Annotated in this window: 12 protein-coding genes, 2 tRNA genes and 1 riboswitch; of the genes, 5 read left to right on the top strand and 9 right to left on the bottom strand. The window is 55.2% G+C overall.

Going from position 1 to position 15,020, the window contains the following annotated elements; genetic code table 11:
• Positions 1–254: 254 nt before the first annotated feature.
• Both AC1EKS_RS07390 and AC1EKS_RS07385 read right to left on the bottom strand, forming a co-directional pair.
• Positions 255–326, bottom strand: a tRNA-Asn gene (locus AC1EKS_RS07390).
• A gap of 39 nt (positions 327–365) precedes the next feature.
• Positions 366–884: a hypothetical protein gene (locus tag AC1EKS_RS07385; protein ID WP_481008523.1), complete on the bottom strand. Its 519-nt coding sequence runs from the start codon at positions 882–884 to the stop codon at positions 366–368.
• A 56-nt stretch (positions 885–940) separates the two neighbouring features.
• Here AC1EKS_RS07385 and AC1EKS_RS07380 point away from each other — a divergent pair.
• A tRNA-Ile gene (locus AC1EKS_RS07380) sits at positions 941–1,015 on the top strand.
• Between the two features lie 102 nt (positions 1,016–1,117).
• Here the strand turns inward: AC1EKS_RS07380 and pheT are convergent.
• The gene (gene pheT / locus AC1EKS_RS07375; RefSeq protein WP_481008524.1) at positions 1,118–3,766 is read right to left on the bottom strand and encodes a phenylalanine--tRNA ligase subunit beta; all 2,649 of its coding nucleotides are present in this window, start codon (positions 3,764–3,766) and stop codon (positions 1,118–1,120) included.
• Positions 3,767–3,768: 2 nt separating this feature from the next.
• Complete coding sequence (gene pheS / locus AC1EKS_RS07370; protein WP_481008525.1) at positions 3,769–4,854, bottom strand: phenylalanine--tRNA ligase subunit alpha; 1,086 nt, start codon at positions 4,852–4,854, stop codon at positions 3,769–3,771.
• Between the two features lie 207 nt (positions 4,855–5,061).
• On the opposite strand from pheS, the gene AC1EKS_RS07365 reads away from it, so the two are divergent.
• The 3 genes from AC1EKS_RS07365 (at position 5,062) to ppgK (ending at position 7,729) form a co-directional block, all read left to right on the top strand.
• On the top strand, positions 5,062–5,886 hold the full coding sequence (locus AC1EKS_RS07365) for a substrate-binding domain-containing protein (protein WP_481008526.1): 825 nt from the start codon (positions 5,062–5,064) through the stop codon (positions 5,884–5,886).
• Positions 5,887–6,055: 169 nt separating this feature from the next.
• Complete coding sequence (map, locus tag AC1EKS_RS07360) at positions 6,056–6,967, top strand: type I methionyl aminopeptidase (RefSeq protein ID WP_481008527.1); 912 nt, start codon at positions 6,056–6,058, stop codon at positions 6,965–6,967.
• 3 nt (positions 6,968–6,970) lie between these two features.
• Entirely contained in the window at positions 6,971–7,729 is a 759-nt protein-coding gene (ppgK, locus tag AC1EKS_RS07355) for a polyphosphate--glucose phosphotransferase (RefSeq protein ID WP_481008528.1), read from the top strand.
• A 155-nt stretch (positions 7,730–7,884) separates the two neighbouring features.
• On the opposite strand, the gene AC1EKS_RS07350 is transcribed toward ppgK, so the two are convergent.
• Positions 7,885–8,754: a hypothetical protein gene (locus tag AC1EKS_RS07350; RefSeq protein WP_481008529.1), complete on the bottom strand. Its 870-nt coding sequence runs from the start codon at positions 8,752–8,754 to the stop codon at positions 7,885–7,887.
• Between the two features lie 171 nt (positions 8,755–8,925).
• Between AC1EKS_RS07350 and AC1EKS_RS07345 the strand changes: the two genes are divergently transcribed.
• Entirely contained in the window at positions 8,926–10,326 is a 1,401-nt protein-coding gene (locus tag AC1EKS_RS07345) for a class II fumarate hydratase (RefSeq protein WP_481008530.1), read from the top strand.
• A gap of 182 nt (positions 10,327–10,508) precedes the next feature.
• Here the strand turns inward: AC1EKS_RS07345 and AC1EKS_RS07340 are convergent, their stop codons facing one another.
• From AC1EKS_RS07340 to glyA, 4 genes are all read right to left on the bottom strand, one after another.
• Positions 10,509–11,354 (bottom strand): exodeoxyribonuclease III, encoded by an 846-nt coding sequence (locus tag AC1EKS_RS07340; RefSeq protein WP_481008531.1) that lies wholly within the window; start codon positions 11,352–11,354, stop codon positions 10,509–10,511.
• A gap of 26 nt (positions 11,355–11,380) precedes the next feature.
• Positions 11,381–12,490 (bottom strand): BMP family lipoprotein, encoded by a 1,110-nt coding sequence (locus AC1EKS_RS07335; RefSeq protein WP_481008532.1) that lies wholly within the window; start codon positions 12,488–12,490, stop codon positions 11,381–11,383.
• 14 nt (positions 12,491–12,504) lie between these two features.
• Entirely contained in the window at positions 12,505–13,407 is a 903-nt protein-coding gene (locus AC1EKS_RS07330; RefSeq protein ID WP_481008533.1) for a bifunctional methylenetetrahydrofolate dehydrogenase/methenyltetrahydrofolate cyclohydrolase, read from the bottom strand.
• A gap of 75 nt (positions 13,408–13,482) precedes the next feature.
• On the bottom strand, positions 13,483–14,775 hold the full coding sequence (gene glyA / locus AC1EKS_RS07325) for a serine hydroxymethyltransferase (RefSeq protein WP_481008534.1): 1,293 nt from the start codon (positions 14,773–14,775) through the stop codon (positions 13,483–13,485).
• Positions 14,776–14,798: 23 nt separating this feature from the next.
• Positions 14,799–14,876: riboswitch (ZMP/ZTP riboswitch) on the bottom strand.
• Positions 14,877–15,020 lie beyond the last annotated feature (144 nt).

Genomic DNA, 15,020 nt, shown 5'->3' with positions numbered 1-15,020 from the left:
AAACACACTTCCACCTCAAAACGATGAGGTGGAAATAATAGCCAAAAGGCTGAGCATTCAACTTCGCTAACGAGGCGAAGCTTACTGAGATTCAGTTCCCTTTAACTCTAGGGTCAAATCGAGAATAGAGCAAGCAATTCAGCCAGATAGAGTCACGTGTCAGGGCTAATCCTCATCCAGGCATCAGCCTTGAACCGCCCTTCTAACAGCGATAAAATAAAAAACCTCAGTGCCGAAAGCACTGAGGTTTTGAGCTCCCCCAACTGGATTCGAACCAGTAACCCTTCGATTAACAGTCGAATGCTCTACCGTTGAGCTATGGGGGATCGACGAATGTAAGCCTACCTTGAGAGGGCGAAAAGTGCCTAATCTTCCAAGTCGAGAACTATCCCCAATTTCTGCTCCCACTCGCGCACTACCGAACGTAAATACTGCTGGTCATCCCGGTTTTTGAAGCTAGATATAGGCGGGTGCAAACGTAAATTGCGGTTATCGTCACGCAAGATCTGTGCGCTAACTCTCTGTCCCGAAGGCAGTTCCAGAGGCGTGGTAAACACCTGCGATTCGCTGAGCGCCTCCCGGATGATGTCCATAAAGTTGTGGCTGGGAGCTTCAATCGGGGTAAGAACCAGATCCTCGCCCTGGTGAAAAACAATCCGGAGGGTGCCCGCCTCACTATCCCAGCGAGCGTGAGAAACTTCATCCCAGCCAAAACGTGACTTTACCTGCGCCGATTCCAGGTCAGTTAATGCCTGCATAGTCACCACCAGGAAGCGATCTTCCGCCACCTTCAGGAAATCAAAAACCCTATCAGAGGAGGTAAGGACGGCTTTCACCGCATCTGGAACCCGGCGACCCTTCAGTCGTTGCACAATGTTGATCACGTTATCCACCCTAAACGAAATTAAATAATCCGCCCGCCATCCGGTAGGCTAGATGCGCCCCGTTAGCTCAGTTGGTTAGTAGCAGCGAACTCATAATTCGTGGGTCGCGGGTTCAAGTCCCGCACGGGGCACCCCTGCGTTCCTAGTCCTTACCCCCTCGAAGCTCCTCGAGAACTATTTCTTTTCGCAACGAGGGGGAATTAACAGCTCTCTCCCCCAGGGGCGCGCCACCCTTAGGCGCGCAAAGTCGCCTTGAACTTCTTAGCCGTAGCCTTGATAATCCGGGTGCGCACCGCCTGAATCTCAGCGGCACTGAGCGTACCTTCACCAGAGCGAATCTTCACCGAGAACGCCAGCGACTTCTTGCCCGCACCCAGCTGGTCACCACTGAAAACATCGAAAAGACGTACTTCTTCCAGCACGTCTCCCACCTGTTTCTCGATCACCTGCTGCACGTCAGCTGCAGGAATATCCGCATCCACCACCAACGCAATATCTTCTTTCGCGGGCGGGAAGGACGAAACTGGCTTCACCTGCAAGTCTTTCTTCGGCATCGCTTCGGTGAACTTCTCAAAATCAATCTCGAAAGCGCAAGCTGATTCCGGCAATCCAAAGTTGCGGCAAACTGCCGGGTGCAGTTGCCCCGCCAAACCGACGCAGGCCCCTCGCACCACGATCCGAGCGCAACGCCCCGGATGGAAGGGCGCAACTGCCTCCGGCGAGCCGGGCTCCCCCATCATATTGTCTTTAGCTAGGCGCTGACGTCCATCTTTGCCTTGTAGGCGCATCGGTACCGCCAAAGTTTGTGCCACCGTAGTCACGAACTCCACCGCGTCTGCCCAATCATAAGAGCGTCCTGCCCCTAAAGCACCGGCCAATTCCGCCTGTCCGACTAACACGCCGGCGATATGTTCGGGCTGGTAAGGAACTCCTTTTTCGAGGGCACGCTGCTGGTCCGGATCCGGTTTTTGCTCGACCCCGAAAGAACCGGTAAGTTCAGTTCCCATTCCTCGCGTAACCAAACCGGTCTCGAAAATTGCGCATTGCTCATTGCCACGGGCGATATTGCGCCGGGCTACCCCTAGCAAAGTATCTAGCAGTGAAGTGCGCAGCAACGGCTGATCATCTGCCAGCGGGTTAGCCACCCGCACCGCCTGACGGCGCACATCCTTTTCCCCTAAGAGTTCGGCGTCAAATACGTCCTCGGAAATAAAGGGATAAGAAAGCACCTGCACCAGGCCGCCTTGCGCCAGGGCGCGAGCTACATCCCGGCGAGCCCGCTGCTTGGGGGTGTATCCACGTCCGGCAATCGGGCGCGGGCGCCGCGAAGGAATGGTGTCATAGCCGGCCAGCCGGGCAATTTCTTCTACCAGGTGCGCCGGTCCGGTCAAATCAGGGCGCCAAGAAGGCGGCTGAGCAATGACATTGCCGTCTGCAACCCGCACTTCACACCCGACCTCTTTTAGCAGCCGAGTGATGGTTTCCTGGTCGTATTCCACCCCGGTTAGCCGTGCCGGTTCATGCAGCGGCATCACGATTTCCGCAAAAGGCTCTGTGTTATTGAGGTCGCTGACCCGTCCGCTGTCGGTGCCTCCGCCATATTCCACCAGAATGTCCACTACCCGCTGGGCAGCTACCGGGGCCACCTCGAAGTCCACGCCGCGTTCGAAACGTTTGGAGGCTTCGGAGGGCAATTTATGCCGCCGGGCAGTACGCGCAATCGAAGTGGGCTGGAAATGCGCCGCCTCAACCAGCACGTTTACGGTATCGGCAGTCACCTCGGTGGAGGCGCCTCCCATAACTCCTGCCAACCCCAGCACTCGGGAGCCGTCTGCGCCCTCCGGGGAGTCGGTAATCAGTAAATCTTCGGGATCTAGGGTGCGCTCTACCTCATCGAGGGTAGTTAGCTTTTCGCCGGCTTGCGCCCGGCGAACCACGATCGGGCCGCACACTTTATCCAGGTCATAGGCATGCAGGGGTTGCCCCAAATCCAGCATCACATAGTTAGTGGCATCTACCGCCAAAGAAATGGAACGCATGCCTGCCTGTTCTAGGCGGCGCACCATCCAGTCCGGAGTTGCAGCCTGCGCATCAATACCGGTCACAATGCGGGTGACAAAACGGTCACAACCGGTCTTGCCGTTAATAGGAGCATCATCTGCTACTTTAACCGCAAAACCATTTTCGGTTACCGCCGGTACTGACCCGGAAGGCAGATTTTCTGCCAGCCCCAGGTCAGTGAATTTAGCGCTGGTGGAATGGGCGTATTCGCGTCCTACCCCGCGCATGGCGAAACAGTAGCCGCGATCGGGGGTGATATTGATTTCTAGGGTTTCCTCCCCCAATCCCAGCAGTTCGATTACCGATTCTCCGGGAGCGGGCAGCTCCCCGGCCGCCGCCTTTTCGGGCAGTAACTGCTCCAGGACGATAATTCCGTCATGGTCCTCACCAATCCCTAGTTCCCGCTGGGAACAAATCATCCCGTCAGAAATATGTCCATAGGTTTTACGGGCGGCAATCTGGAAATCACCGGGCAAAACTGCTCCCGGCAGCGACACCACTACGAGATCTCCCACTTTAAAGTTGTGGGCACCGCAAATAATTCCGCGACTGGGCAGCTCGGAGGGCTCTTTGCCTTCCCCGGGACGGTCGTTAAACTTGCCCACATCTACTCGGCAATAGTTAATGACTTTCCCATTGGATTGTTCTTTGGCGTCCAAGGTCAAAACTTTCCCTGCCACCAAGGGGCCGATTACCGAGGCTGGGTGAATAGCTTCCTCTTCCAAACCCACCTTCACCAGGTCATAGGAAAGCTGTTTGATATCCGTGCCTGGCACTACCTCGACGTGATCTTTTAGCCAATCAAGCGCTACAAATGGCATTGTTAGTTTCCCCTTCCGGTAGTGCCGAACTGTTTAGAAAATCGCACGTCGCCCTCGACAATATCGTGCATATCGGTGATTCCATGCCGCAACATCAGGGTGCGTTCAACCCCCATCCCGAAGGCGAACCCGGAATACACATTCGGGTCGATTCCGCAGGCTACCAACACATTCGGGTTAACCATGCCGCAGCCTCCCCATTCGATCCAGCCCGGTCCGCCTTTCTTTTGCGGGAACCACAGATCCATTTCTGCGCTGGGCTCAGTGAAGGGGAAGAAAGAGGGACGCAAGCGGGTTTTGGCTTCCATCCCGAACATAGATTGCGCGAAATGATCCAGGGTGCCTTTCAGATCCGCCATCGTCAGACCTTTATCGACTGCCAGCCCTTCTACCTGGTGGAATACCGGGGTGTGGGTGGCGTCTAGTTCATCGGCACGGAAAACTTTCCCGGGGCAAGCAATATAGACCGGCACTCCCCGCGAAAGCATCACTCGCGCCTGAACCGGCGAAGTGTGAGTGCGCAGCACCAGGTTGCCATCCCCTGCGGCGTCTCCCCCCAAGGAGCGACCATCTATATAGAGGGTGTCCTGTTCTTGCCGCGCCGGGTGATCCGGGTCAATGTTGAGGGAATCAAAGTTGAACCATTCGTGTTCGACTTCCGGGCCTTCCGCGATTTCCCAACCCATAGAGACGAAAAAGTCAGAAATATCTTCCATCAGGGTTTCGAGGGGATGACGCGCGCCTTGCGGGTAACGCTCGGCAACCTGGGTTACATCCAGTGCCTCCGCCGCCAGGGTTTGGGCTTCTTTTTCTTTTTCGAGGGCGGCTAGTCGCTGGTCATAAGCGGCGTGCAGCTGTTTCTTAGCGCCTCCCAGATTCTTTCCCGCCTGGGCTTTATCCTTCTTATCGAGGTTACGAATCTCCCGGTTAGCCAGGATGATCGGAGCACTATCACCCAGATGAGCCCCGCGCGCCCTCTTTAATTCTTCTAGCGAGCCGGCAGCAGAAAAATCGGCTTTCGCAGCCGCAACTGCCCGGGCGATTCCCTCTTGATCTAGCGGGGAGATAGGTGTGGTCGCGTCAGACACAGGTTCACCTTTCTTAAATGTTGGTTCTCTCGTATGTCTTACACTTTAGTGGCCCAGCAAATTCAGGGGTAATTTAAGGCCGCTTAACGGAATCTTTCATATCAAGGCCCGCCGTGGAAAATAGCCAAGATATTCAGGCGTGAAGATAGCCGGCACAAGCGGCAATAATATGTAGAATAGATTCAGGTTTGTAATCGAGGAGGCATTTTGGCGACCCTGGCTGGAAAATCAAAGGTCGATATCGTTGTGCCCTGCGTGGATATCGGTGCCATTAACTCCGCTTTGCTGCGTGATATGACAATACGGCTAGCTCAGGCCGGGGTGAGCGTGGTTTGCACGGTTCACCTGGAAGATCATCCCGATAACCTGATTTCAACTATTAAGGAAACCGATGCCGCAGTTCTCCCGCTCTTACCTTTAGACAAAAACACTCTTCAGCTGCTAGAACAATGCGGCGCGACGGTTCTTGATTCCTTGATGCAGGGCAAGGATCGGCAAAATCCAGCCAGTTTAATGACCTTCCAAATGGGGAAAATTCAGGTAGATGCCCTGGCGGCACGTAATCGCCGCAACTTGGCTTTTGTGTATTGGCGGGGAAAATATCCGGAAGAGGGCGCTACCGTTTACTATTTCTTTGCGCAAATGGCTTGCCAGGCGGCCGGGCTTTCTGCCCCCACCCAGCTGGTGCTTCCGGAAGATCCGGCGAATATTCCTTCCTATCTTTTGGGGGCGCTGCAAAAGCATCCTGGTTTAGATGGGTTCTGTGCGATTGACGATATGACCGCCATGGCAGTGGTTCATGGACTGCGCGAATGCGGCAAAATGGTTCCCCAGGATGCCTCGGTAGTCGGCGGCTATGATTCTCCTTCCGGGCAAGTTTCTCGTCCACCTCTATCCTCGGTGGTGGTAGACACCCAGGCTCTGGCCTACCAGGAACTTACCCATATAGCTAAGCGCGAGGGCGACGAGCTAGATTTGGGAGCCGCCCCCAGCAAGCAGATTCTGCAATACGTTGCCCGCGAATCTGTTTAAGTTACCCGCACCCGGGGACCGGTCAGACTAAGCAGGCAAAAATACCCCGCGCCTTAAGTTACCCGCCCCTGTACCCTCGGGCCCGGCCTCCTCCGTAGAGCCCGGCCTCCTCGACCTTGAAAAATACCCTCAAGTAAATAACTGTCCCCGGTCCGCGTAGGATAGAGGCATGAATGAATATCCAGGACTTAGCCTTGAAGAACTTGCGCAGCGTGCCCCACTTGGGAATCAGGAGGCCGGAAATATTAGCCCTGAGCTGCAGGTGCCCAAGGAAATTGAGCGCCCCGAATACCTTTTCCATGACGGTCCGGAAAAGGTCACCGCTTCCGATACCAAAACCCCGGAAACGGTCGAAAAGATTCGCGCTGCCGGACGGATCGCGGCTGATGCCCTCGCCGCTGTAGGAAAAGCGGTACGTCCCGGGATAACTACTGATGAGCTCGATAAAATCGGTCACGACTACATCGTCGCGCAGGGAGCATACCCGTCTTGCCTGAATTATATGGGCTTCCCGAAATCCCTGTGTACCTCGGTGAATGAAGTTATTTGCCACGGGATCCCCGATGATAAACCCCTGCAGGAAGGCGATATTGTCAACGTGGATATCACCGCCTATAAGGACGGGGTGCACGGTGACACCTGCGCCATGTTTAGCGTGGGTGAAGTGGATAAAGAATCGCAGCTGCTGATGGAACGCACCTATAACGCTATGATGCGCGGGATTAAAGCGGTAAAGCCGGGACGTGAAATCAATATTATCGGCCGGGTAATCAGCGCTTATGCGAAGCGTTTCCGTTACGGAGTGGTACGCGACTTCACTGGCCACGGCGTTGGGGAAGCGTTCCATTCCGGCCTGATTGTCCCCCACTATGATTGTGCCCCCTCCTATGACACGGTGATGGAACCGGGAATGGTGTTCACTATCGAACCAATGCTCACTCTGGGGACAATCGAGTGGGAACAATGGCATAATGGTTGGACAGTGGTCACCAAGGATCGCTCACGCACAGCTCAGTTCGAACACACCGTGGTGGTAACCGAAGATGGTGCGCAAATTCTGACCCTACCTAGCAAGGAGTAACTAATGGCTATCGCATTTGGTATTGATATCGGAGGATCGGGCGTTAAGGGAGCCCCGGTAGATTTAGAGACCGGAGAGTTTACCCAGGAACGTTTCCGCATTGATACTCCCTACCCGGCAACCCCGCAGGCGGTATCCAAAACGGCAGCGGATGTCCTAGCACATTTTGAACTTCCCGAGGACGTACCGGTAGGTGTTTGTTTCCCCTGTCCGCTCCCGGGTGGGAATGTGCGTTTCATGGCAAACCTGGATCAAGAGTGGGTCGGCAAGAACGCGGTAGAGGTATTTTCCGAGGCTATCGGACATCCGGTAGCTGTACTAAATGATGCGGATGCCGCGGGTTTGGCCGAGCAACAGTACGGGGTTTTCAAAGATCAGCCGGGAGTTACCGTGTTTACCACCTTGGGGACGGGGATTGGAACCGCCATTTTTGTGGATGGGGTAATGCTTCCCAATACCGAGCTTGGCCATATCCAGATTGGCGGTCATGCCGCGGAAACCCGCGCCTCCGCGGCGGTACGTAAACGCGAAAATTTGGGTTGGAAAAAATGGGCGAAACGGCTAACCAAGTATTACCGGGAAATGGAAAAGCTGTTTAGCCCGGATTTGTTCGTAGTAGGTGGTGGGGTATCCCGCAAACACGAGAAATTCTTGCCGCTAATTGACATTTCTACCCCGATTATTCCCGCCGAGTTGCGAAATACCGCCGGGATTGTAGGGGCAGCGGCTGCCGGTGCTGCTCGCCAACACAAACAGGGATAACTAACCCAGTTTTAGCTTTTGAGAGGGTGCGCCCGGGGTTTTAAGCGTCGGGCGCACCCTTTGCTGGTATCAAGTATCAAGAAAATCGGGATACCCGGTTTCAATCAGGTTGATCGCGATAATTTGCAGCAACCTGATTCGTCTAGGTTTCCCTATTAGTTATTGCCAGAAGCGCTGGGCTCCGGGCTGGAGCTGGGCTGCTCTGCGCCACCGGTACTGGGCGTTTTCGAAGGGGTCTCTTTGGTAGTGGCGGGTGCCGCAGGCGTCGTTCGGGTAGCGCTCGGTTGCTGGGTGGGTTGAGTCCTCGTGGGTGCAGTGGTACTAGGCTCACTGGTCTCCGGGGTGGAAAGGGTAGTCTCCGGTTCCGAAGGACTGGTAGTAACGCTTTCAGAGGTCGTGGTTTCCGGTTCATTCGGTGGCATCACTTGCTGAGAGGAGATCATTAGCGCCACGACCATAACTGCTCCCGCCAGTAGAACCACAATGGCGGTTACAATCCCCACCACTTTCAATAACCGGCGTTTATCGGCGCGTTCTTCCTCGTATTCTTGCTCTTCGCGCAGTTTTTCTTCATCGCTCTGGGGATCGTAGGCGGGTGGAATTCCCTGTGGAAAAGAATCCACTTGCGGGGTGGCCGCGGCCGGATCAATCGGCGGCAACTGGGTGGTTGCGGCTGTCGATGCTGGAGGGGGTACCTCGGTGTCACCAGGAACCTGGGTACCGGCGGAATGGGCGGGGACATAATCAGTTGTGGCTGGGGAGGCGGGCGCGGGCGTTTTAACCGGCGGAATCACTTCAGTTTGATAGTCTCCAGCCATCGCCGCAGCATCAGGAACTGCGGAAGGAGCGCCCGCAGGCGGGTTTGGTACCGAGATTTTTCTTTGCGCGGCACTGTCAACATCGGGTTGCGCGGCACGGCGAGTAATCCGCCGGTTGGTTTGATGGCCACGCGGAACGTAGGCGTTCGCCATCGCTCCGCCCGGCAGATATTCGGTAGGTTTATCGTCTGAGGCATCTTTGCTCATGGTGCTCCCGCTTTCTGTCGCTAGTTACAGTCTAAGCTGTTGAGCCTGTCGGGGAGGCAAATACCCTATCCAATAGTGATTTTCGCCAGGTTTTAGGGGGACTATTCACTGTAAACCCCGGTAGGGTAGAAGGTAAGTACCAACTGTTCACTAACACTAAAGGAGTTACCCGTGAGCGAAGAATATCGCATTGAGCATGACACTATGGGGGAAGTTCGAGTTCCTAAGGACGCCCTCTACGCAGCCCAAACCCAAAGGGCGGTAGAAAATTTCCCCATTTCCGGCCGTACCCTTTCCAGCCACCACATTGCGGCTTTAGGACAAATCAAACGGGCAGCGGCAATCGCTAACGCTGAACTAGAGGTTATCGATTCCGAAACCCGTGACGCTATTGTCAAAGGCGCGGAAGAGGTTATCGCCGGTAAACACGATGACCAGTTCCCGATCGATATTTTCCAGACTGGTTCCGGTACCTCCTCGAATATGAACACCAACGAGGTCGTCGCCACTTTGGCCACTGGTTTTAAAGGCAGCCAGGTTCACCCTAATGACCATGTGAACGCTTCCCAGTCCTCTAATGACGTGTTCCCCTCCTCGATTCATATCGCTGCCTACGAGGCCGTTGAGCACGCACTGCTACCGAAGCTAGACCAGCTGGCCACCAGCTTGGAAAAGAAGGCAGAAGAGTTCGCCAACATCGTCAAGGCGGGACGCACTCACCTGATGGATGCCACCCCGATCATGCTGGGGCAAGAATTCTCTGGTTATGCCACCCAGGTACGCAAGGGTATCAACCGGGTAAAGGACGCAGAAAAGAACCTGGCGGAACTGCCTTTGGGTGGGACTGCCGTTGGTACCGGGATTAACACTCCGGAGGGTTTCTCGGAGCGAGTTATCGCCCTAATCGCCGAGAATATGGATTTGCCGTTCCGTCAGGCCGATAACCATTTCGAGGCTCAGGCCGCGCAAGACTCCCTGGTAGAAATGTCGGGGGCGCTGCGGGTAGTAGCGGTTTCTTTCGTCAAGATTGCTAACGATTTGCGTTGGGCATCCTCGGGCCCGCGCTGTGGGCTAGGGGAAATCACTTTGCCGGATCTGCAGCCCGGATCTTCGATTATGCCCGGCAAGATCAACCCGGTATTGCCCGAGGCTACGGTGCAGGTAGCTGCCCAGGTCATCGGCAATGATCAGACTATTGCTTTCGCGGGTGCGCAAGGCAACTTCGACCTGTTGGTGATGCTGCCAGTGATGGCGATTGACTTGCTAGAGTCGATTAACTGCCTAGGAGCAGTCGCCGGTTTGCTGGCGGAACGCTGCGTGGACGGGATCGTTGCCAACCCGGAGCACTGCCTGGAGCTAGCGGAATCCTCCGCTTCAATCGTGACCCCGCTGAATCGTTACATCGGCTACGAAAATGCCGCTAAGATCGCTAAACACGCGGTGAAAGAGAAGATGACGGTCAAGGAATCTGCTCTGGATCTGGGATTTGTTGAGCGCGGGGAAATCAGTGAGGAAGATTTAGATAAAGCCCTAAATGTTGCCGACATGACTCACCCGAAAGCCGGAAAGTAAATAGCAACTAAACTAAGGCCGCGCCTGCCAGTAAATATCCTGGCAGGCGCGGCCTTAGTTTTGCACCATTAGCCGAAAATCTCGCCAAATAAGTAGTGCGTTGCAGCAGGCTTTAGTCAAATCTGCGCTGACGCTCAGCCTTTTTAGGCCGGGACAGCTAAGACTTCTTACGAGTCCACGCCTTAAATCTCATAGCTAACCACTACGGGGGCATGATCGGAAAAACGCTGGTCGTAGGCTTCGGCGCGATCAACTTGCTGGCTGCGCGCCAGCTCAGCCAAACGCGGGGTCACTAGCTGATAGTCGATGCGCCACCCGGCATCATTATCGAAGGCTTTACCCCGCCATGACCACCAGGAATATGGCCCTTGCACCTCACCGGCGAGGGTGCGCACCGCGTCAACCCACCCTTGTTCGCGCCAGCGATCTAAGAAGGCGATTTCCTCATCCAGCACTCCGGCGCGTTTATTGTGGTTCGGTTTCCAGTTCTTAATATCCCTCTCGGTATGCACCACATTAAAATCCCCAGCTACCAGCACTAAGGGCTCCCCATTTTCTGAGGAGGAACCGGCGGGAAGTAAGTGCTCTAGGCGTTCCCCGATCCGCTCTAGGTGCGCCATTTTATGTTCTTGCTTTTCGGTTCCCACTTCCCCGGAATGGAAATATGCGGAGATCACTCGCAGCCGCTTATCCTCTGCGCCATCGGCTTTGTCCCGAGCAATAACCGCCTCTAACCAGCGCCCTCCATCTTGGGGAACTTCGACCGGAACCGTATCGGCCTCTGCTGCTTCTAAACGCCAAGGCGATGATTTACGAACTGCGACCGCCACTCCGGCGCGTCCTTTTAGTTGCGAGGCATTTACTGCTACCTGCCAGTTATCCCCGAATAGTTCGGCGGTAATGTCTTCGCTGGCCCGTACTTCTTGGGCCAGCACCACATCGGGTGCAGATCGTTCTAGCCAACTGTCCATTCCTTTACGGAAGGCCGCCCGGATCCCATTAACGTTAACCGTGGCAATCTTGAGCATGTTTCCCCTTTGTCTTGCTTCCGGCCCTAACCTTGGTGAGCCCCTAGTTTTGTAATATCTATTTTCCCGCTGTCAATCTGGCTGCGAATCCCGGCTAGTTCGGCGGTGAGGCTATCAGAGAACCTGGGAGCATAATCGCCCCAACCAGCCAGTTTAACTCCGGAGTTCTTTAGGGTCCCCAAATAATCTTTCCCGGCAACGGAGCCGGTTTTCAGCTGTTTCATTAGCTCTTTTACGCAGCCGGAAGGGTCAATAACCGTAGAAGTGAGGATATTTGCTTTCAGCTGCGGAGAGGCAGCGGCCAAGTCTTGTCCATTCCAGATCGCGGCAGCATCTTTTCCGGCTAGCCCCTCGACCACGGCGGATTCCCCCGGGGGTGCCATTACAAAAATCACGTCCACCTGCGCATCAGCCAATTTTATAAGCTGATCGTGTAGCTGGGCGCTTGCTACCCGCACCGGCCCCCCGGCGCTTTGATCCCACGCAGCCAGGGTTATACCCGAACCTTTGAATTGGTTGTAGTATTCGACCCCGAGCCGAAAGCCGTTCGCCCAGGAAAATGCAGTATCAATACCCGGATTCACGTCCGCGTTCTTCGCGGTGTTCTCTGACGCTAAATCGCTGACTGCCCCCACGCGGCCGCTCTTGGTAACCCCGGCGGCAGCATATCCAGCTAGGAACGCTGGCTGACGCAAATCAAAATCGATCCCGCTGGCATTGGCTAACGCTTTAGTCTTCCCGATTGCTCCCATAACCGCAAAATTTATATCTGCGTAACTTTTGGCGATCTGTACCAGGTCCCCCGCAAATCCGGGTTCTAAAGAAAGCACATTTTTACATTTCTTTTCCCGCAGCTTTCCGGCAATCTCTTCCGCTTTTTCCACGCTGAGATTAACGGGCTTAGCTACCTGTTTATTAGCGGGATCCGCCAAGGCATCCCCCATCGCCTTCCCCAACTCCACGGCTCTAATATCTTGCGAATTCTTTTTTTCTAGAAGGCAAAAAGCTCCGCTGGTATTAGCTGCTACCGTCGGCTTGGGGCTGGGGGTGGCTTTCGGTGAGGATGCACAGGCACCCAGAGTGAGCGCCAGAGTAAGCGCCCAAGTTAAGCCAACCGAAACTTTCCGCAAACGCATCTACTGTTCCCCGCCTATTTTGCGTGCCGCATCGCGGTTTCTACTACGTTGAGCAGCAGATTTGCCCGGGTCATCGGGCCGATGCCTGCCGGGTTCGGCGAGAGCCAACCCGCCACTTTATCTACCCCGTCGGCCACATCGCCCTCTAGCCGGGCTTTCCCGGTTTCCGGGTTCACGGCGCCGCGAGATACCCCCACATCCAGGACTGCTGCACCCTCTTTAACCATCTCAGGTTTTATAATTCCCGCAGATCCGGCGCAGGCAACAATCACGTCCGCCTGACGGGTTTGCTCAGCTAGATCACGGGTTCCCGTGTGGCAACAGGTAACGGTGGCATTAATATCTTTGCGGGTAAGCATTAAGGGCAGAGAACGACCCACGGTAGTGCCGCGTCCTACTACACATACCTGCGCGCCGTTTAGCGGCACTTGATATTGCTGCAGCAAATCGATACAGGCACGGGGGGTACAAGGCAGCGGCGAGGTTACCGGCTCTTTTACCCGCAGCACTAGGCGTCCCAGGTTCATGGGGTGCAATCCGTCAGCATCCTTATCGGGATCAATCGCTTCTAGCACCTGGTTGACATCTACTTGGCGCGGCAGCGGCAGCTGCACAATATAGCCGGTACACGCCGGATTTTCATTGAGTTTTTCAATCTCGGCTAAAACCTCGGCGGTGGAAACCGTATCGGGCAGTTCCACCCGAATCGACTCGATACCCACTTCGGCACAGTCGCGATGTTTACCTGCCACATAGGAAACCGATCCCGGGTCGGATCCCACCAAAATGGTGCCTAACCCCGGTTTAATCCCCTGCTGATGCAGGCGGTCAACCTGCTGACGCATTTGTTCTTTCAATTCCCGAGCCCGCGCCGCCCCATCCAGCAAAATCGCGTCCCCGCTCCATCCTTTACGCATCTTTCCTCCTTAGCTTGAGGACGCGGGCAGACCTTGCCGATCTGCCCGCGCCACTCTGCACTTATCTATTTAGCTTTAGGCAACCTGGTTGAGCCCCAAATACAGCGGGAAACGTTTAATCAGGGTCTTCACCCGCTCGCGATAGCTGGAAGTATCCACTTCCCCTTGGCAAGCATCCACCAAAACCCCGGCAATAATCTCGGCAACTTCGGTGAACTCTTTCTTTCCGAAACCGCGAGTAGCTAGCGCCGGGGTACCAATGCGCAGCCCGGAGCCTACCCGGGGAGGACGCGGATCGAAAGGCACGGTGTTGCGGTTGATGGTAATCCCTGCTTCGTGCAGTAGATCTTCGCCTTGCTGACCATCGAGCTTAGAGTTGCGCAGATCTACCATCACCAGGTGCACATCGGTGCCGCCAGTCAATAGGGAAATTCCGCATTCGGCCACATCCGGTTGCGTTAGCCGCTTAGCTAGCACTTTAGCGCCTTCTAGAGTGCGCTTTTGCCGTTTTTTAAATTCCTCGCTGCCCGCAATCTTCATCGCGACTGCTTTCGCTGCCACCACGTGCATCAACGGTCCGCCCTGCTGGCCGGGGAAAACTGCGGAATTAATTTTCTTGCCCAGTTCTTTATCACGCGACAAAATCATCCCGGAACGCGGTCCGCCCAAAGTCTTATGTACGGTAGTAGACACCACGTCCGAGTACGGCACCGGGTTCGGGTGCAGCCCGGCGGCTACCAGCCCCGCAAAGTGTGCCATATCGGTCCACAAATAGGCGCCCACCTCGTCCGCGATCTCGCGGAAGGCTTTAAAGTCTTCCTGCCGGGGATAGGCCGACCAACCAGCGATAATCACTTTCGGACGGTTCTTCAAGGCCGCGTCGCGGACTTGATCCATATCCACCCAGCTGGTTTCCTTGTCCACCTGATAGGCGGTGGCGTTATAGAGCTTGCCAGAGAAATTGATTTTCATACCGTGGGTGAGGTGACCGCCATGGTCTAGCGCCAGGCCCATAATGGTATCTCCCGGCTGAGCCAGGGCAGAAAGGACGGCCGCATTGGCTTGTGCCCCCGAATGGGGCTGCACATTGGCGAATTCGGCAGAAAACACTGCCTTCGCGCGGTCGCGAGCTAGATTCTCGGCGACATCTACCGCTTCGCATCCTCCGTAGTAGCGGCGCCCCGGATAGCCTTCCGCATATTTATTGGTGAGGACGGATCCTTGCGCCTGCAATACGGCGCGCGGTACAAAGTTTTCGGAAGCGATCATTTCCAAAGTGCCACGCTGGCGCTCTAACTCTTGGTTTAGCACTGCGGCAATCTCGGGATCCACTTGCGAAATCGATTGAAGAAGAAGGTTATCTCCCATTGACTTTTCCTTATTTCTAGTGCCAAATCAGCCCAGGCGAGCGACTGATTGACCACTTGCTCCCCGGTGGTATCCCACCTACGCCAGTCACGGTTACGCCCTTAGTCTACCGTGACGCCGGGGACTTTTACCTAAATATTTTCTTGACCAACCTCGTATTCCAAATGCTGACTACCTAAAATGTCTGTCGCTCGCCTCACCTATACTCCCTATGTGCTCTGTTATCGAGTACCAAAAGGTAAAAC

The organism is Varibaculum sp. C0165D1, from assembly GCF_056590355.1.
The sequence above is the reverse complement of the archived record's forward strand: the minus strand, read 5'-3'. Positions and strand labels throughout refer to the sequence as shown.